The sequence below is a fragment of the Microbacterium panaciterrae genome (assembly GCF_039541635.1).
Classification (GTDB): Bacteria; Actinomycetota; Actinomycetes; order Actinomycetales; family Microbacteriaceae; genus Microbacterium; species Microbacterium panaciterrae.
The window spans coordinates 450,353-468,123 of the sequence record NZ_BAABGP010000003.1; the positions used below are offsets into that span (position 1 = coordinate 450,353).

General features: G+C 71.1%; 17 protein-coding genes. 12 read left to right on the forward strand and 5 right to left on the reverse strand.

Features of this window, described 5'->3' with window-relative positions; translation table 11 throughout:
- Position 1 precedes the first annotated feature (1 nt).
- Positions 2 to 424, reverse strand: a complete 423-nt coding sequence (locus tag ABD882_RS02145; protein WP_345183852.1) for an ArsR/SmtB family transcription factor — start codon at positions 422 to 424, stop codon at positions 2 to 4.
- A gap of 67 nt (positions 425 to 491) precedes the next feature.
- On the opposite strand from ABD882_RS02145, the gene ABD882_RS02150 reads away from it, so the two are divergent.
- Together ABD882_RS02150 and ABD882_RS02155 are read left to right on the forward strand one after the other, a co-directional pair.
- Positions 492 to 1,931, forward strand: coding sequence for a TrkH family potassium uptake protein (locus tag ABD882_RS02150; protein ID WP_425563311.1), 1,440 nt, complete (start codon positions 492 to 494; stop codon positions 1,929 to 1,931).
- The gene (locus ABD882_RS02155; protein WP_345183856.1) at positions 1,924 to 2,595 is read left to right on the forward strand and encodes a potassium channel family protein; all 672 of its coding nucleotides are present in this window, start codon (positions 1,924 to 1,926) and stop codon (positions 2,593 to 2,595) included. Before ABD882_RS02150 ends, ABD882_RS02155 begins: the two co-directional genes overlap by 8 nt.
- Before the next feature lie 27 nt (positions 2,596 to 2,622).
- On the opposite strand, the gene proC is transcribed toward ABD882_RS02155, so the two are convergent.
- Positions 2,623 to 3,462, reverse strand: a complete 840-nt coding sequence (proC, locus tag ABD882_RS02160; RefSeq protein ID WP_345183857.1) for a pyrroline-5-carboxylate reductase — start codon at positions 3,460 to 3,462, stop codon at positions 2,623 to 2,625.
- Between the two features lie 40 nt (positions 3,463 to 3,502).
- Between proC and ABD882_RS02165 the strand changes: the two genes are divergently transcribed.
- Together ABD882_RS02165 and ABD882_RS02170 are read left to right on the forward strand one after the other, a co-directional pair.
- On the forward strand, positions 3,503 to 4,474 hold the full coding sequence (locus tag ABD882_RS02165; RefSeq protein ID WP_345183858.1) for a cation diffusion facilitator family transporter: 972 nt from the start codon (positions 3,503 to 3,505) through the stop codon (positions 4,472 to 4,474).
- A gap of 20 nt (positions 4,475 to 4,494) precedes the next feature.
- Positions 4,495 to 5,382, forward strand: coding sequence for an alpha/beta hydrolase (locus tag ABD882_RS02170; protein WP_345183859.1), 888 nt, complete (start codon positions 4,495 to 4,497; stop codon positions 5,380 to 5,382).
- A 35-nt stretch (positions 5,383 to 5,417) separates the two neighbouring features.
- On the opposite strand, the gene ABD882_RS02175 is transcribed toward ABD882_RS02170, so the two are convergent.
- The gene (locus ABD882_RS02175) at positions 5,418 to 5,885 is read right to left on the reverse strand and encodes a nucleoside deaminase (RefSeq protein WP_345183861.1); all 468 of its coding nucleotides are present in this window, start codon (positions 5,883 to 5,885) and stop codon (positions 5,418 to 5,420) included.
- 89 nt (positions 5,886 to 5,974) lie between these two features.
- Between ABD882_RS02175 and ABD882_RS02180 the strand changes: the two genes are divergently transcribed.
- From ABD882_RS02180 to upp, 3 genes are read left to right on the forward strand one after another with little or no spacing between them, the layout of a single operon-like run.
- Positions 5,975 to 6,568 (forward strand): hypothetical protein, encoded by a 594-nt coding sequence (locus tag ABD882_RS02180; protein WP_345183863.1) that lies wholly within the window; start codon positions 5,975 to 5,977, stop codon positions 6,566 to 6,568.
- Positions 6,565 to 6,765, forward strand: coding sequence for a DUF6186 family protein (locus tag ABD882_RS02185; RefSeq protein WP_345183865.1), 201 nt, complete (start codon positions 6,565 to 6,567; stop codon positions 6,763 to 6,765). Before ABD882_RS02180 ends, ABD882_RS02185 begins: the two co-directional genes overlap by 4 nt.
- A gap of 29 nt (positions 6,766 to 6,794) precedes the next feature.
- On the forward strand, positions 6,795 to 7,427 hold the full coding sequence (gene upp, locus ABD882_RS02190; RefSeq protein WP_345183867.1) for a uracil phosphoribosyltransferase: 633 nt from the start codon (positions 6,795 to 6,797) through the stop codon (positions 7,425 to 7,427).
- Between the two features lie 7 nt (positions 7,428 to 7,434).
- Here upp and ABD882_RS02195 read toward each other — a convergent pair whose 3' ends face one another.
- Both ABD882_RS02195 and nadE read right to left on the reverse strand, forming a co-directional pair.
- Positions 7,435 to 11,055 carry a TM0106 family RecB-like putative nuclease gene (locus ABD882_RS02195; RefSeq protein ID WP_345183869.1) on the reverse strand — a complete coding sequence of 1,207 codons (3,621 nt, stop codon included), beginning with the start codon at positions 11,053 to 11,055 and terminating at the stop codon, positions 7,435 to 7,437.
- An 82-nt stretch (positions 11,056 to 11,137) separates the two neighbouring features.
- Positions 11,138 to 11,956, reverse strand: coding sequence for an ammonia-dependent NAD(+) synthetase (gene nadE, locus ABD882_RS02200; RefSeq protein WP_345183871.1), 819 nt, complete (start codon positions 11,954 to 11,956; stop codon positions 11,138 to 11,140).
- A gap of 74 nt (positions 11,957 to 12,030) precedes the next feature.
- Here nadE and ABD882_RS02205 point away from each other — a divergent pair, with 74 nt between their 5' ends.
- From ABD882_RS02205 to ABD882_RS02225, 5 genes are all read left to right on the forward strand, one after another.
- Positions 12,031 to 12,588 carry a phosphorylase family protein gene (locus ABD882_RS02205; RefSeq protein WP_345183873.1) on the forward strand — a complete coding sequence of 186 codons (558 nt, stop codon included), beginning with the start codon at positions 12,031 to 12,033 and terminating at the stop codon, positions 12,586 to 12,588.
- 186 nt (positions 12,589 to 12,774) lie between these two features.
- Entirely contained in the window at positions 12,775 to 14,349 is a 1,575-nt protein-coding gene (locus tag ABD882_RS02210) for a carboxyl transferase domain-containing protein (RefSeq protein WP_345183947.1), read from the forward strand.
- Between the two features lie 5 nt (positions 14,350 to 14,354).
- Positions 14,355 to 16,463 (forward strand): acetyl/propionyl/methylcrotonyl-CoA carboxylase subunit alpha, encoded by a 2,109-nt coding sequence (locus ABD882_RS02215; RefSeq protein ID WP_345183949.1) that lies wholly within the window; start codon positions 14,355 to 14,357, stop codon positions 16,461 to 16,463.
- The gene (locus ABD882_RS02220; RefSeq protein WP_345183875.1) at positions 16,460 to 16,945 is read left to right on the forward strand and encodes a MaoC family dehydratase; all 486 of its coding nucleotides are present in this window, start codon (positions 16,460 to 16,462) and stop codon (positions 16,943 to 16,945) included. The genes ABD882_RS02215 and ABD882_RS02220 overlap by 4 nt, the downstream gene beginning before the upstream one ends.
- Positions 16,942 to 17,760, forward strand: a complete 819-nt coding sequence (locus ABD882_RS02225) for an HpcH/HpaI aldolase/citrate lyase family protein (protein ID WP_345183877.1) — start codon at positions 16,942 to 16,944, stop codon at positions 17,758 to 17,760. The genes ABD882_RS02220 and ABD882_RS02225 overlap by 4 nt, the downstream gene beginning before the upstream one ends.
- Positions 17,761 to 17,771: the final 11 nt, after the last annotated feature.

Here is a 17,771-nt window from a genome sequence, read left to right on the forward strand (position 1 = left end):
CTCAGGCCCCGAGCCGCTTGAGCGCGGTCTGCACGACGTGCTTGGCGGATGCCGCGGCGCGGCCGACGACCTCGGCCGCGTGCGCGGCGCCGTCGGGCAGCGGAGGAACCCCGGCAAGACCCGAGATGTCGGGCGCGGAATCGCCGTAGGCGTCCGCGAGGAACGGGACCAGCCAGTCGTCGACCTGTTCCAGCGGCGCGGCCTCGATGCTGTAGAACCGGCGCTGGCCGTCTTCGCGCACCGTGACCAGCTCTGCCTCGCGGAGCACCTTGAGGTGCTTCGAGACGGTGGGCTGGCTGATGCCGAGTTCGCTCACGATCTGCGTCACGCTCGTGCCGGCGTCTCCTTCTTCGGACCGCTGGCGCAGGAGCTGAAGGATGTCCCGTCTCGTGCCGTCGGCGATCACGTCGAAGATGTCGGTCATGCCTTCACAGTAGCCGCGCCGCGGGCGGAGTACCATGACGAACGCCTTGCGAGCGGAGGATCGGAGGATCAGTCACATGCCCCGCACCCACGCCGCGCGATCCTTCTCCGCGGTTGCGCGACGCACGATCCGGTTGGGCAAGACCGTCACGACCTCGTCCCCGTCGCGTTTCGCGATCGTCGTGTTCTCCGCGCTGATCCTGATCACGACGGCCCTGCTGTCGCTGCCGATCGCGACCGCGGATCGCCGGGTGACGCCGCTCGCCGACGCCCTGTTCACCGCGATGTCCACGATCTGCGTGACGGGCCTGTCCACCGTCGACATGGCCACGCACTGGTCCGGCTTCGGGCGGGCGGTGATCTTCGTCGGCGTGAATGTCGGCGGTCTGGGCGTGCTGACCCTCGCGAGCGTGATGGGCCTGGTCATATCGAAGCGCCTGGGGCTGCGCGCCAAGCTCATCGCGGCCGGCGACACGAACCCGATGCGCGCGCACGGCGGCCCGGTCAACGAGAGCCAGACGGTGCGGCTCGGCGAGGTCGGCGCGCTGCTGCGCACCGTCGCGATCTCGGCGTTCACGATCGAGGCCGTGCTCATGGTGCTGCTGTACCCGGCGTTCGTGGTGGCGGGCGCGGATCCGCTCACCGCCCTCTGGGAGGCGCCGTTCTACGCGGCGATGGCGTTCACGAACACCGGCTTCACGCCGAATCCGGGGGGTCTCACCCCGTTCGCGAGCAACTACTACGTGCTCACGGTGCTGATGCTCGGGGTGTTCCTGGGCAGCCTCGGCTTCCCGGTCATCTACACGCTCGCGCGGCAGCGCTGGCACGTGCGGCGCTGGTCGCTGCACGCCAAGCTGACGATGATCACCACCGTCCTGCTGTTCGTCGCCGGCGCCGCCGTGTTCCTGCTCCTCGAGTACGACAACCCGAAGACCTTCGGATCCATGGACGCCGGCGACACCACGTTCCAGGCGTTCTTCATGTCCGCGATGACACGCTCCGGCGGGTTCAGCGTCGTCGACGTCGGCAGCATGAACGGATCCTCCCTGCTGGCCGGATCCATGCTCATGTTCGTCGGCGGCGGATCCGCGTCCACGGCGGGCGGCATCAAGGTCACCACCCTCGCCGTGCTCGCCCTCGCCGTGATCAGCGAGGCGAAGGGCCGCCCGTCGGTGCAGGCGTTCGGACGGCGCATCCCCTCGGACGTGCAGCGCGTCGCCCTGAGCGTCGTCGCCTGGGGCGCCACGGTCGTCGCGATCTCCACGATCGCGATCTGCCAGATCACGAAGTACGACGTGGTCGATGTGCTCTTCGACGTGGTCTCGGCGTTCGGCACCGTCGGGCTGTCCACGGGCGTCACCGAGCGGCTGCCGGATGCGGCGACCTACATCCTCGCCGCGACGATCTTCATGGGGCGCGTTGGTACAGTGACACTGGCCGCGGCCGTGGCCGCAACATCCCGCACGCAGCTGTATTCGCTGCCCGTGGAAAGGCCCATCGTTGGTTGAAGTGCTGCGCAACGACGCTCCGGTGCTGGTGATCGGGCTGGGCCGCTTCGGCGCCGCCTGCGCCGGCGAACTGGATCGCCTGGATCGCGAGGTGCTCGCGATCGACACCAACCTCGAGCTCGTGCAGAAGTGGTCGGAGCGGGTCACGCACGCGTTGCAGGCCGACACCCGCAACATCGACGCGCTGCGCCAGGTGGGCGCCCAGGACTTCCAGGTCGCCGTGGTCGCCGTCGGCTCGTCGATCGAGGCCTCGGTGCTCATCACCGCCAACCTCGTCGACCTCAAGGTGCCGCAGATCTGGGCCAAGGCGGTGTCGCAGTCGCACGGCAAGATCCTCGCCCGCGTCGGCGCGAACCACGTCGTCTACCCCGAGCGCGAGGCCGGCGAGCGCGTCGCCCACCTCGTCTCCGGCCGGATGCTCGACTTCATCCGCTTCGACGACGACTTCGTGCTGGCGAAGATGTACCCGCCGAAGTTCATCCGCGGCGTGGGCCTGAACCAGTCCGGGGTGCGCAGCAAGTACAACGTGACCGTGGTGGGCGTGAAGAGCCCCGGGAAGCCGTTCCGTTACGCCGAGGCCGACACCGTCGTGACCAACCACGACCTCATCATCGTGTCCGGCACGAACAGCGACATCGAGCGGTTCTCCTCCCTCGACCGCTGAACGGGCCGATGTGCCCCGGCCGGCCGTTCAGGCGCCGGCGGCGAGCTCCCGGGCGCGGGCGAGGGCGGCGTCGGTGGCGCGGGCGAACAGGTCGTCCAGACCGGCGTCCTGCAGCACCGCGATCGCACGCTCGGTGGTGCCCTTCGGGCTCGTCACGCGGCGGCGCAGCTCGGCCGGATCCTCGCCCGACGCCTCCAGCAGGGCGGTGGCGCCGATGAACGTCTGCTCGGCCATGAGGCGGGCCTCGGGCTCGGCGAAGCCCTTGCCCATCGCGGCCTTCGTGAACTCCTCGATGAGCAGGAAGACGTAGGCGGGGCCGGATCCGGAGATCGTGGAGAGCCGATCGATCTGCTCCTCGGCGACCTCGATGACCGATCCGACGGTCTCGAACAGCCGGCGCACGAGCGCCCGTTCCTCCGCGGTGACGTCGGCGGCCGCGGCGAGCCCGGTGACGGCACGGCCCACGGTGGCGGGGGTGTTCGGCATCGAGCGCAGCACGCGGGTTCCGGCAGGGAGGTGCGCGGCGAAGGTCGCGAGCGTGACCCCGGCCGCGATGCTCACCACGATCGCGTCCTCGCGCAGATGCGGGGCGATCTCGTCGAGCAGATCCGGCACCATGCCCGGCTTGACGCCGACGACGACGATGCGCGCCGCGGCCGCGGAGTGCGCGTTGCCGTCCGGCCGCTCTTCGAGGGCGATCGAGCGCACGCCCTCGAGATCGGCGAGCTCCGCGGCCCGCGCGGCCGTGCGGTTGGTGGCGGCGATCCCCCCGTCCACCGGGATCCCGCTGGCGACGAGACCCCGCAGGATCGCGCCTCCCATCGATCCGGCACCGAGGAACGCGACAGAGGGGAGAGCATCGACCATGCCGCCATCCTACGAGCCGGGTGCGACATAAACTCGTGGCATGAGTGCATCCGGTGGCGGCAAGGCGATCCTGGCGGCGTTCCTCGCGAACATGGGCATCGCGCTCGCGAAGATCGTCGCCTGGCTGCTCTCCGGATCCGCCTCGATGCTCGCCGAGGCGATCCACTCCATCGCCGACTCCGGCAACCAGCTGCTGCTCATGCTCGGCGGACGCAAGGCGCAGCGCCGGGCCGATCGCGAGCACCCGTTCGGCTACGGCCGGGAGCGGTTCGTGTCCGCGTTCGTCGTCTCGATCATCCTGTTCTCCGTCGGCGGCCTCTTCGCCGTCTACGAGGGCGTGCAGAAGCTCATCCACCCGCACGAGCTCGATAAGACGTGGTGGTGGCTGCCGATCGCGGTGCTGCTGGTCTCGATCGTGCTCGAGTCGTTCTCGCTGCGCACGGCGATCAAGGAGAGCAACCACGTGCGGCCCGAGGACCAGTCCTGGGTCTCGTTCATCCGCCATGCGAAGGCGCCGGAGCTGCCGATCGTGCTGCTGGAGGACACCGGGGCCCTCACCGGTCTCGTCTTCGCCCTGCTCGGCGTCGGCCTCACCGTCATCACCGGCAACCCGCTCTTCGACGCGCTCGGCACGCTCATGATCGGCCTGCTGCTCGTGCTCATCGCGATCGTGCTCGGGATCGAGACCAAGAGCCTGCTCGTCGGCGAAGGGGCGAACGAGGCCGACTACGACCGGATCGTGGACGCGATCCTGGACGGCCACGAGGTGGAGAAGCTCATCCACATCAAGACCCTCTACCTGGGGCCGGACGAGCTCATGGTCGCCGCGAAGATCGCGCTCCCCTCGGACAAGACCGTGCGCGCCGCCGCCGACGACATCGACGCGATCGAGGTCCGCATCCGCGCCGCCGTTCCGGCCGCCCGGGTGATCTACCTCGAGCCCGACATCTACCGTCCCGCGCAGGATCCGTCCCCGTCGACGGACGCGTTCGTGCTGCGCTCGGCGGACTGAGCCCGGCCGATCCCGCGACCATGGTGGATCCGCTCGCCGAGGCGCTCGCCGATCCCGGGCTGCCGGCTGAGACCCGGCAGAAGCTGCAGAACGTGCAGGACGTGCTGCGAGCGGATCCGCAGGCGCATCTGCTGTCGCTGTTCTTCGAGGGCGATGAGCCGCGTGCGTCCGTGGCCTTCGGTGACGTGGATGCGGCGGAGACGATCGTCGTCGTGCTGCACGGCATCGATACGGACCTCGCCGACTTCCCGAGCTGGGCGGCGCTCACCCGGCGGCTGTGTGCGGACACGATCCGCGCGTCCGCGCTGCGCGGCGGTGCCGGACGGGTCGCCGCCGTGGCCTGGTTCTGCTACGACTCCGGGACCCAGCTGACGGCGCTCTCGACCAAGCATGCGACCGTCGGCGCCGCGCGCCTGGCGGGCGATCTGGTGCGGATGCGGCACCACCACCCGCAGACGAGGATCGCCGTGATCGGCTACTCGTATTCGAGCACGCTCTTCGGCGAGCTCGTGCTCATGGACGGTGCCGGCCCCGTCTCCGAGGCGTTCTCGATCGCGTCCGCGGGGATGACGCGCATGGCCGCCGATGCCGTCGCCGAGGCGCTCGCGGACAGATCCTTCTCGTTCTACGCCACCGAGTCGAGCACCGATGTCATGGCGCCGATGGGACGGTTCGCCGCGCATCCGGTGGATCCGCGCGACATCGCGGGCGCGATCGTGTACGACTCCGATGGCGGCGCGGTGCCCGGGCTGCCCGGCGTGCATGGCGAGGCCACCGAGGGTCACGCTTCGCGGACCGAGCTCGACGAGCAGGGCGTGCGGCACCGCGGGTACTACGACCCGGAGGCGCAGGCGTATCTGTTCCTCGTGGACCGGCTCGCCCGGCTGGACGCACGCCCACGGCGCTGACCCGGCTCAGCGCCGCTGCGGTCAGCGCCGTGCGGTCAGCGTCGTGCGGCGAAGAACGCCTGGAGCTGCGCGACCGCCTCGGCCTCGCGGACACCCCCGACCACCTCGGCCCGATACGGCAGCCGGCGGTCGCGCAGCAGGTCGTACCGGGACCCGGCGGCTCCCGCCTTGTCGTCCCAGGCGCCGAACACCACCCGGGCGATGCGGGACTGCAGGATCGCGCCCGCGCACATCACACAGGGCTCCATCGTGACGACCAGGGTGCAGCCCTCGAGGTTCCAGGATCCCCACGTCGCGGCGGCCGCACGCAGTGCCACGATCTCGGCGTGACCGGTCGGATCGGCCGTCTCCTCGCGGTTGTTGCGCCCCTCGGAGAGGATCCGTCCCACGGCGTCCAGGACGACGGCGCCGACCGGGATCTCCTGCGCCGCGGCGGCCTCTGCGGCGAGCGCGAGCGCGCGGTTCATCGCCGTGTCGTCCGTGACGGATCCTGCAGCGCTCACCGGTCCTCCCGGGGATCGAGCCTAGCCGTGGGCACGACCCGGCGTCTCGTGCGGTGCACCGCGGGACGCGTGAGTAGCATGCCGGTGAGGTGATGATGAGCTCCCGGGCGAATGCAGACGCGGCGGGCAGGCGCTGGGCGGCGCTGCCCTGGCCGGTCGCGTGCTGGGTAACCGTGCTGCTGCTGACCGGGATCGTGCAGATCCTCCGTGCGCAGTGGTTCGACACCGCCGTGTTCTTCGCGGCGGCGCTGTTCGTCGTCGTGAGCCGCTGGATCCCGGCGCGCGCCGCTCGTCGGGTGCCGCAATGGGCGATCCTCGCAGGTGCGGCCGCGGCCGGGCTCGTCGTGTGCCTGCTGCCGCGGCACAGCGTCGGGATGATCGCCATGATCATCGCCGTCGGGGCCGGAGCCCTGGCTCTCACGTGGCCCGGGGGATCCGCAGCGTCGTCGCGGTGGACGCGCGGACTCCGACTGCTGGGCGGGGCGTGGTGCGGGCTCGTGGTGGCGGGATGCCTGTGGGAGCTGGCCCAGTTCGTCCTCGGTCAGCTGCATCCGGCCGACCCCTCGTACGCATTCAGCAACCTGCTGGATCCGCTGCTCGACGTCGCGCCCGGGAAGGTCCTGTTCATCGCCGCCTGGCTGGCGTGCGGAGTGCTGCTGCTGCGTCGAGGAGGAGGACGATGATGCTGCTCAGCATCGGGTACTTCGGTCTGTGCGCCGCTTTGCTCGTCGTAGCGACCTGGCGGATCCGGCTGCGGCATCCGGAGGCCACCGTGACCGAGCTGTTCGATCGCCTGCTCGACGATCGCGCGGTGCGGATCGCGGTGATCGTGATCTGGTGGTGGCTGGGCTGGCATTTCCTGGCCGGTGCGACGCTGTGAGGGCAGGCCACGGCAAGTAGCCTGTACCCATGCGCGTTCACGTGGCCGATCACCCCCTCATCACCCATAAGCTGACGGTGCTGCGCGATGAGCGCACGCCGTCGCCGGTGTTCCGCCAGCTCACGGAGGAGCTCGTGACGCTGCTCGCCTACGAGGCGACCCGGAACGTGCGGGTCACGCCGATCGAGATCACCACGCCGGTGACGACGACGACGGGCGTGAAGATCTCGGAGCCGCGGCCGATCGTCGTGCCGATCCTGCGTGCGGGCCTCGGCATGCTCGAGGGCCTGGTGAAGCTGCTGCCGACCGCCGAGGTCGGGTTCCTGGGGATGGTGCGCGATGAGGAGACCTTCGAGCCGACCACCTACGCCGAGCGCCTACCCACCGACCTCAGCGGGCGGCAATGCTTCGCCATCGACCCGATGCTCGCCACGGGCGGCTCGCTCGCCGTCGCGATCCAGTTCCTGCTCGACCGCGGCGCCGACGACGTCACCGCGATCTGCCTGCTCGGCACGCCCCAGGGCGTCGCGGCGATCGAGAAGCTCGTCGGCGACCGCAACGTCACGCTCGTGCTCGGCGCTCTCGACGAGGGCTTGAACGAGAAGGGCTACATCGTGCCCGGTCTCGGCGACGCCGGCGACCGGCTCTACGGCACGGTCTGAGCAGCCCTCAGTCTCGATCGGCGCCCACGAGGTGCGCGAACGCGCTGAGCCGGGCGACGCCCTCGGGCGTCCAGGGCAGGTCGTCGAGCAGCGCCGGGGAGTGGATCAGGTAGGCCGCCACCTTGGCGCGAGAGATCGCCACGTTGAGCCGGTTCTGCAGCAGTAGGAACTCCGGACCGCGTGGGGCGTCGCGACCGCTCGACGCGGCCAGGGACGTGATCGAGACCACGGCCTCCTTGCCCTGGAAGTTGTCGACCGTGCCGACGGCGACATCACCGAGCCCGGCCGCCGCGAGCGCGTCGTGGATGAGCTGCTTCTGCGCGTTGTACGGCGCGACGACGATGATGTCCGCCGGCTCCAGCGGCCGCGGCGCCGCGCCCTCCATGCCGTCCGTGTACGCCCGTCCGACGAGGTCGCGGACGATCCGCACGACCTCCGCGGCCTCCTCCGGCGACTGCGTGGCGTTGCCGCGATGCCGGATCGGGTGCACGTGCAGACCCGGCTCCACGCCCTCGATCCCGCGCCGCTCTGTGCCCTCGGCCGAAGCCAGGGCACCGGCATAGGCGAGCTGTGAGACCGGCGCGGCGACGGCCGGGTGCATCCGCCAGGAACGCGCCAGGAAGGATCCGTGCGCGGGGTCGATGACGGATCGCTCATGCATGACCCAGCCGAGCGCCGAGGTGTCGACGGGTTCGGGGTGGGTGCCCTGACTCACCTGCGGCAGCTGCTGCGGATCGCCGAGCAGCAGCAGGCGCTGCGCCGAGACGGCGACCGCGATCGTGGAGGCCAGCGAGAACTGTCCCGCCTCGTCGATCACGAGCAGGTCGAGCTCTCCCCGCTGCACGCGCTTGGTGTTCGAGAAGTCCCACGCGGTGCCGCCGACCACGCAGCCGACGCCCGCGGCCGAGGTGTGCTCGGCGAGGTAGCCGGCCAGGCCGTCCTTGCGGATCACGGTGTACGCCGTGGCCGCCTGCGGATCCTTCGGCGCCTTCGCGACCTGCGCGGCATCCACGCCCGCCGCGACGACCCGTTCGAGCAGGTTCTCCACGATCGCGTGCGACTGCGCGACCACGCCGATGCGGTAGCCGTGGTCGTTCACGAGGCGTGCGATCACGTGCGACGCGGTGTAGGTCTTGCCGGTGCCGGGCGGGCCCTGCACCGCGAGGTAGCTGCGATCGAGATCGAGCACGCCCTGCACGATCGCGTCGGCGGCGTTCGGGCTGTCTCCCGTCTCGGCAGTGGTTGCCGTCTCGGCGGTGGTGCCCGGTTCCGCAGCGCTGCCCGGTTCCGTCACCGGCAGCGGGCCGCCGGAGACCGTGCGCGGAACCACTCGGCGCAGCACGTCGGTCGCCGGATCCTGTCCGAACGAGGGAGCCGCGGACAGCATGTTCCCCGCCCACTCCTCGATCGCGCCCTGCAGCGAGTTCACCCGCGGCGGCGACGCCGGGGTGAGCGCGAGGGGCAGGTCATCCCAGGTCTGACCGCCGACCGCGCGCTCGCGGATCCGGTACCCGTCTTCGAGCACCTCGACGATCTCGACCTCGTGCGGCACGTGGATCACGCGTGAAGGGAACACGCCGTCGAACGGCGGCGGGGCCTCGTACAGGGCGTAGGGACTGCCCCCGACGCCGAGCGTGCTGCCCGGCGCCAGCTCGCCGTGCAGGTCGACGAGGCGCGTCATCGTGCGGGCGCCCTCCTCGATCCCCCACTCCATGGCGAGCGAGGACCGCTCCGGATCCACGCGCAGCACGTCGCGCGTCGACTCCCACAACGAGACCGGCTCGCGCAGCCGCTGGAAGTGCGAGATCCAGAAGCTCTTCGCCTCCCGCGGGAAGTAGTCGATCGCCGCGGCGGCGACCCGATAGGTCTGGCCGTCACCGCCTTCGGCCTGCACCCGCTGCGCTTCGGCCTGCAGCGCGACCGACAGCGGTGCGGGCTCGTAGGCGCGCGTCTCCGGCTCGTCGGGCGGGGCGGGCAGCACACCGGCTTCGCGGGCCAGCGAGACCAGCCAGTTGCGCAGCCGCCGGGTCGAGACGCAGTCGTAGCGGTTGTAGTCGGCGAGGTCGGCGAGGATCTCATCGGCCTCTTCCGTGCGGCCGTCCGAGACCAGTCCGCGCGCCTGCACGTACTGCACGATCGAGTCGTCGCCCTTCTGCACGTCGCTCGTGCGCACCTCGGCGCCCATGTACAGCGGCTCGAGCTTCTTGATCGAGTAGGACCGGGAACCCACCCGCACCGAGCGCAGCACCAGCGGGTAGAGGTCGACGAACACGCCCTCGCGCAGCAGCCGGTCCACCGCGGCTTCGCCCACTCCGTACCGCTCCGCCATGTTCTGCAGATGGGAGGTCTCGTAGGGCGCGTAGTGGTAGATGTGCAGGTCGGGATGCGCCGCCCGGCGCGCGGTCACGAAGTCGAGGAAGTCGAGCAGCGCCTGCTTCTCCGCTGCGAAGTCATGCGCCCACAGTGCGCTGTACTGCTCGGCGTCGTCGACCCAGCCGAACAGGTAGTCGAGCCCCCACGGCTTTCCCTCGCCCGGCTCGGTGTAGAGCGGATCGCCCTCGAAGTCGAAGAACAGGTCGCCGCGGCTGGGGCGCGGCATCAGGCCGATCGCGGTAGCGGAGATGACCTCGAACGGAGGCGAAGTGGCCCCGTCCCCGCCCCCGGCGGCTGCGTCCGCCGTCATCGCCGCGAGCTGCAGCCGCGCCTGCGCGCGCAGGGCCTGGAACGTCTCCGCGTTCATGCCCTCCGGCACCTCGGGCGCGCGGGCGAGGTCGTCGATCGTGCGGATCCCTACGGCACGCAGCCGGGCGCGCTGCACCGGACGCATGCGGGCGACCATCAGCAGGTCCCGATGCGCGAGGACCTCGATCTCGCACGTCGCGCAGCGTCCGCAGGCGACGATCTGCAGGTCGCCCCGGTCGTCGCCCCAGGCGAGCGGCGCGCCCGCGGCGCCCTCATCGATCCGCCGATCCGCGATCAGTGCTCGCAGCCGCGCCCGGCGCACGTGGAACAGCGGCAGCAGGTCGCGCACGGCGTGCGTCGAGATGCTGCGATCGCCGAGGATCAGGTCGACCTCGTCGGATCGCGGGATGCCCAGCCTGTCGAGCTGATCGACATATGCCGCCAGCTGCATGAGCGCGGTGACGCGTGCGGTGCGGGCGAGTTTGGAGTCCTGCACCCGCCACCGGCCGTCGGCATCGCGCAGCAGGAAGTCGGCGAAACCGACGAACTCGGGCGTGGAGAACGCCGCCTGATAGATCACCGTGGCGTCGGAGCGCAGCGCGCGTTCGGTCTCGGCGACGATCGCGGCGAGCGCCTCGTCATCCGTCGACGACACCTTGGGCAGCTCCACCACGCCCGGACCACCGTCGGTCGAGCGGCCGTGGCTCGCGAGGTAGTCCTCCAGCACCACGACCTCGTGCACGTCGCCCATCGCGGCGGCGCGCGCGAGCGTCGCATCCTCAGGATCCTCGACCGCCTCGACCCGGCCGAGCTTGGCGTCGATCCGGCGCGCCCAGGCGAACTCGCACTCCGCCGCGAGCTTCAGGTCGGTGGCGCTCCAGATCACCCGGCTGCCCGTGCCGACTGCACCGCTCCGGTCGGGTCCGGACGGGGTGATCACGCGCACGAGGGCTCCTGCCGTTTCGGGAGGCGGCCGATCAGGCCGTCGCTTCGACCCTAGACGGGGGGACCGACACCCGGATCCGCGTTCAGCGCCACCAGGTGTCGTCGGGGGTGACCGGCTGACGGCGCTTGTGCGACGTGGCGACGTAGCGCGCCTCGATGCGCCCCGCCACATCGACGGGAACGTCGCGCCCCTCGAGATACGCGTCGAGCTGCTCGTAGGTGAGACCGAGCTCGTCCTCGTCTGCCCGGCCCGGCGTGCCGTCGAGCAGGTCGGCCGTGGGCACCTTGTAGGCGAGGCGATCCGGCGCTCCGAGTGCGAGCAGCAGCGCCCGGCCCTGGCGCTTGGTGAGCCCGGCGAGCGGGGTGAGGTCCGCCGCGCCGTCGCCGAACTTGGTGAAGAACCCGGTCACGGCCTCAGCGGCGTGGTCGGTGCCGATCACGAGCAGACCGCGCTGGCCGGCGATCGCGTACTGCGTCACCATGCGCAGCCGGGCCTTGATGTTGCCGCGGTTGAAGTCGCTGATCTCGCCGATCCCGGCCGACTCGAGGTCGGTCTCGAGCCCGTCCACGCCGTGCTCGATATTGACCTCGATGCCCTCGTCCGGGGAGATGAACGCCATCGCGGCGGTCGCGTCGTCGGCGTCGTGCTGCACCCGGTAGGGCAGACGCACCGCGATGAAGGTCGCCTCTCCCCCGGAGGCCCGCACCTTCTCGACGGCGAGCTGGGCGAGGCGTCCCGCGAGCGTCGAGTCCTGCCCGCCGGAGATACCCAGCACGTAGCCTTTGGCGCCGGTGCGCGCGAGGTAGTCGACGAGGAAGCCGACCCGCCGGTCGATCTCGGTGGCGGGGTCGATGTCGGGGCGCACCCCGAGGTCGGCGGCGATGTCCTGCTGCAGGGTCATGATTCTCCTTCGGTGACGGATCCAGTATCCGCCCCGTTCGTTTCGAGCATGTGAACCTGCGAGAGGATGGCGGGATGAGACTTCTCGTCGCCGCCCTCGCGTCCGAACTGCAGGCCTTCCCCGAGACGCTGGACGGCTTCGACCGGCTCGTCACCGGGCCGGGCAAGCTCAAGGCCGCCTACGGCCTGACCCGTGCGCTCGACGCGACTGCCTACGAGGAGATCGTCGTGGTCGGCACCGCAGGGGGCGTGGATCCGGCCCTTCCCGGCGGCGTCTACGAGGTCACCGCGGCGATCCAGCACGACGTGCAGGATCTGGACGGCGTGATCGGGCAGCACGTCTCGCTGCCGCCGCGGGTGGCGACGGGCCGCGACGGCCTGGTCATCGCGACCGGCGACAGCTTCGTCGACGACGTCGCGGTCGTCGAGCGCATCCGGGGCCTGGGCGGCGTGCTCATCGACATGGAGACCTACGCCTACGTCTGGGTGGCGGATCAGTTCGGCGTGCCGATCCGCGTGCTCCGCGCGATCTCCGACACCGCGCAGGATGGCGCGACGACCGTCTGGGACGAGACGGTCGCGGCCTGCAGCGTGCAGCTGCGCGAGCGGATCCGGGACGAGTACCGGGTCTGATCACGCTCGCCGCCTTCTACCTCTGCTCGCCTGTCGCGACACGCCCTTGAACACGCTCCGAAGAGGCGACTGGCGACAGGCGAGCACAACTCCCCCGTGGGCGAACACACCCGCCGTGGACATTTCAGTTAACGCTCGCTAATCTAAACGGGTACCGTCATCACCCAATGGAGGGTCCCCGTGCCCATGTCATCCGCGCCGAGCGCCCCCGCGCCGACCTACCGCGAGCTGATCGACGAACTGCGCGAGCGTCGCGCCGCGGCGGCCCTGGGTGGCACCGAGAAGGCCCGGCGCAGGCACACCGAGCGCGGCAAGCTGCTCGCCCGCGACCGGGTCGACCGCCTGCTCGACACCGGAAGCCCGTTCCTCGAGGTGGCTCCGCTCGCCGGCGACGGCCTGTACGGCGGCGACGCCCCGTCCGGCGGCGTGGTCGCCGGGATCGGCCTCGTCCACGGCCGGCACGTCATGGTGGTCGCGAACGACGCCACGGTCAAGGGCGGCACCTACTACCCGATCACGGTGAAGAAGCATCTGCGCGCGCAGGAGATCGCGGCGGAGAACCGGCTGCCCTGCATCTACCTCGTCGACTCGGGCGGCGCGTTCCTGCCGATGCAGGACGAGGTGTTTCCGGATCGCGACCACTTCGGCCGCATCTTCTACAACCAGGCGCGCATGTCGCGGGACGGGATCCCGCAGATCGCGGCCGTGATGGGATCGTCCACCGCGGGCGGCGCCTACGTGCCGGCGATGAGCGACGAGACCGTGATCGTGCGCAATCAGGGCACGATCTTCCTCGGCGGGCCACCGCTGGTGAAGGCCGCGACCGGCGAGGTCGTGACGGCGGAGGAGCTCGGCGGCGGCGACGTGCACACCCGGATCTCGGGGGTCGCCGACCACCTCGCCGAGAACGACGCACACGCGCTGCAGATCGTCCGCGACATCGTCGCGACCCTGCCGCCCATGCGCGAGCTTCCCGATCCCCCGGCTCCGGTCGAGGATCCCCCCGCCGTCGACCTGCTCGACGTCGTCCCGGTCGAGCTCACCGCGCCCTATGACGCACGCGAGATCGTCCGCGCGATCGTCGACGGCGGCGCCTTCAGCGAGTTCAAGCCCGAGTACGGCACCACCCTGATCACCGCGTTCGCCCGCATCCACGGGCACCGAGTCGGGATCATCGCCAACAACGGTGTGCTGTTCGGGGAGTCGGCCCTCAAGGGCGCGCACTTCATCCAGCTCTGCGAGCAGCGCCGCACGCCGCTGCTGTTCCTGCAGAACATCACCGGGTTCATGGTCGGACGGGAATATGAGGCCGCCGGGATCGCCAAGCACGGCGCGAAGATGGTGAACGCGGTCGCGACCGCGACGGTGCCGAAGCTCACGGTCGTCGTCGGCGGATCCTTCGGCGCCGGCACCTATTCGATGTGCGGGCGGGCGTATTCCCCCCGGTTCCTGTGGCTCTGGCCCGGTGCGCGCGTCTCGGTCATGGGAGGGCCGCAGGCGGCGTCCGTGCTGTCGACCGTGCGCCGCGATCAGATCGAGGCGGCGGGCGGATCCTGGTCCGCCGCCGAGGAGGCCGAGTTCCAGGCCCCCATCCGCGCCGCCTACGACGAGCAGGGCAGCCCGTACTACTCCACCGCGCGCCTCTGGGACGACGGGATCATCGAGCCCGGCCAGACCCGCGACGTGCTCGGCCTCGCGCTCGACGTCGTCCTGCGCGCCGAATCGACCGACACGCCGGGCTTCGGCGTCTTCCGGATGTGAGCGTGATGCGCCGTACTGAGCCTGTCGAAGTGTTCCACACCGTCCTCATCGCCAACCGCGGCGAGATCTCCTGCCGCATCATCGCCACGCTGCGCCGGCTCGGGATCCGCTCGGTCGCCGTGTACAGCGACGCCGATGCCGGTGCGCGTCATGTCGCCCTGGCCGACGTCGCCGTGCGGATCGGGCCCGCACCCGCCGCGCAGAGCTACCTGAACATCGACGCGGTGCTGGCCGCCGCCCGCGAGACCGGTGCGCAGGCGATCCATCCGGGCTATGGCTTCCTCGCCGAGAACGCCGCGTTCGCGCAGGCTTGCGCCGATGCGGGGATCGTCTTCATCGGCCCGAGCGCGGACGCGATCCGCACGATGGGCGACAAGATCACGGCCAAGCTGGCCGTCGCCGAACGACAGGTGCCGACGGTTCCGGGCATCGCCCGCGCGGGCCTCACCGATGCCGAGCTCGTGGCCGCCGCCCCCGCGATCGGCTACCCGCTGCTGATCAAGCCGTCGGCCGGCGGCGGCGGCAAGGGCATGCACGTGGTCGCATCCGAGCCGGAGCTCGCCGACGCGATCGCCGCCGCACGGCGCGAGGCGAGCGCGAGCTTCGGCGACGACGCCCTGTTCCTGGAGCGCTACCTCTCCACGCCCCGGCACATCGAGGTGCAGATCCTCGCCGACGCGCACGGCAACGTGGTGCACCTCGGCGAGCGCGAGTGCTCGCTGCAGCGCCGGCACCAGAAGGTCATCGAGGAGGCGCCCTCGCCCCTGCTCGACGAGCGCACCCGTGCGTCGATCGGCGCCGCCGCCTGCGAGACCGCGCGCAGCGTCGACTACCGCGGGGCCGGCACGGTCGAGTTCATCGTGGAGGCCGCGCGCCCGGACGAGTTCTTCTTCATGGAGATGAACACGCGCCTGCAGGTCGAGCACCCGGTCACCGAGCAGGTGACCGGGTTCGATCTGGTGGAGCAGCAGCTGCTCATCGCCGCGGGCGCATCGCTCGGCTTCGGCCAGGACGACGTCGTGCTGAGCGGGCACAGCATCGAGGCGCGCGTGTACGCGGAGGATCCGGCGGCCGGGTTCCTGCCCACCGGCGGGCGGGTGCAGCGCGTGATCCACCCGGATGGAGAGGGGATCCGCGTCGACACGGCGATCGCCGACGGGCTCGACGTCTCGATCGACTACGACCCGATGCTCGCGAAGATCATCGCGCACGGATCCGACCGCGACGAGGCGCGCCGCCGGCTGGTGCGGGCGCTCGACGAGACGGCGGTGTTCGGCTTCCCGACGAACGTGGAGTTCCTGCGCGCCCTGCTCGAGCTGCCCGAGGTGGTCGCGGGAGAGCTGGACACCGACCTCATCGCACGCCGGTTCGACGCGATCGTGTTCGCCGAGGCCGATGCGCGGGTGTTCGCCGAGGCGGCGCTGCTGCTGGACGCCGCCGCCGGGGCGACCGGCACCGTCGGGGCCGGCGGCCCGTGGTCGCGCCGGGACGGCTGGCGCCTCGGCCCCGCGGCGCCGCGCCGGTATGCGCTGGTCTGCGGCGAGCGCCGCGCCGAGGTGCTCGTCTCGGGATCGGGAGCTGCGCTGACGGTCGCGGTGACCGGATCCGTGTCGCCGGGAGAGGTAGACGGATCCGGTCAGGGATGGATTGTGCCTCTCAGATCCGTGCGGCAACCGCACAATCCATCTCCGGCGGCAATCGGATCCGGTCACCCGGGCGACCTCGTCCGCACGATCACGATCGACGGCCTGGCCCGCACGGTCGCGGCGCTGAACTCGGGATCCGACCGGATCGCGATCGCGCACTCGGGTGCGGTGTTCGAGGTGGCCTTCGAGCCGGTCGTGCACGGCGGCGCGTCCGCCACAGCCAGCGAGCCGCACCTGGACTCGCCGATGCCCGGTACGGTCGTGCTGGTGCACGTCGCGGACGGCGCGCAGGTCGAGGAGGGGGATCCGGTGCTCGTGGTCGAGGCGATGAAGATGGAGCACGTGCTGCGCGCAGGTGTCGCGGGGACCGTCAGCCTGCACGTCATGCAGGGCGACACGGTGGCGCGCGGACAGACGCTGGCGACGATCGCCGCGGCCGTGGCGGCGATCGATGGGGAGGCGTCATGACGGGGAAGCGGATCGAGCAGCGCGGGCTGTATTTCGAGGAGTTCGAGGAGGGTGCGGTCTATCTGCACCGCCCCGGCCGCACGGTCACCGAGGCCGACAACGTGCTGTTCACCACCCTGACGATGAACACGCAGGCCCTGCACCTGGATGCGGCGTGGAGCGCGGGCACCGAGTTCGGCGAGCGCCTCGTGAACAGCATGTTCACGCTCTCGACCCTGGTGGGGCTCTCAGTCGCTCAGCTCACGATGGGCACGATCGTGGCGAATCTCGGCTTCTCCGAGGTCTCCTTCCCCGCCCCCGTCCGGATCGGGGACACGCTGTACGCCGAGACGATGATCGTGTCGAAGAGGCTGTCGTCGTCGCGTCCCGGGCAGGGGATCGTGCAGTTCGCGCACACCGGTCGCAACCAGGACGGCGTCGTGGTGGCGCTCGCGACCCGCTCGACGCTCATGCAGTGCCGGCCGGAGGGCGACGCGCGATGAGCGACGTCCTGCGCGGCCCCGCGCTGCTGTTCTGCCCGGCGGATCGCGATGACCGGTACGCGAAGGCCCTGGCCGCCGCCGACACCGTGATCCTCGACCTGGAGGACGCGGTCGCCCCCGCCGACAAGCCCGCCGCCCGCGCGCGCCTCGCCGCCTCGGCGCTGGATCCAGAGCGCGTGATCGTGCGCGTGAACCCCGCCGGGATGCCCGATCATGCTCTCGACCTCACCGCCCTCGCCGGCACCGCGTATCGCACCGTGATGCTGGCGAAGGCGGAGGGCGCCGCGGATCTCGACGCCCTGCACGCCGCCGGGCACCGCGTGCTGGCACTGTGCGAGACGGCGCGCGGCATCGTGCGCGCCGAGGAGATCGCCGCGCACCCGGCCACGATCGGACTGATGTGGGGGGCCGAGGATCTGATCGCGAGCATGGCGGGCCGCTCCAGCCGGCTCGAGAGCGGGGCGCACGCCGGTCGCTACCGCGACGTCGCCCGGCACGCCCGCGCCCGGGTGCTGCTGGCAGCGAAGGCCGAGGGCCGGGCCGCGATCGACTCCGTGCACCTCGACATCGCCGACGTCGACGGGCTCAGGGCCGAGGTGAGCGACGCCGCCGCGAGCGGCTTCGACGCGACGGCGTGCATCCATCCGAGCCAGGTCGCCGTGATCCGCGAGGGCTATGGCGCGACACCGGCCGAGCAGGACTGGGCCGCGCGCGTGCTCGCGGCGGCAGAGACGCAGCCCGGCGTGTTCCGCTTCGAGGGCCGCATGGTCGACGAGCCGGTGCTCCGCCAGGCCAGGGCGATCCTGGGGCACTGACAGGAGTCGCC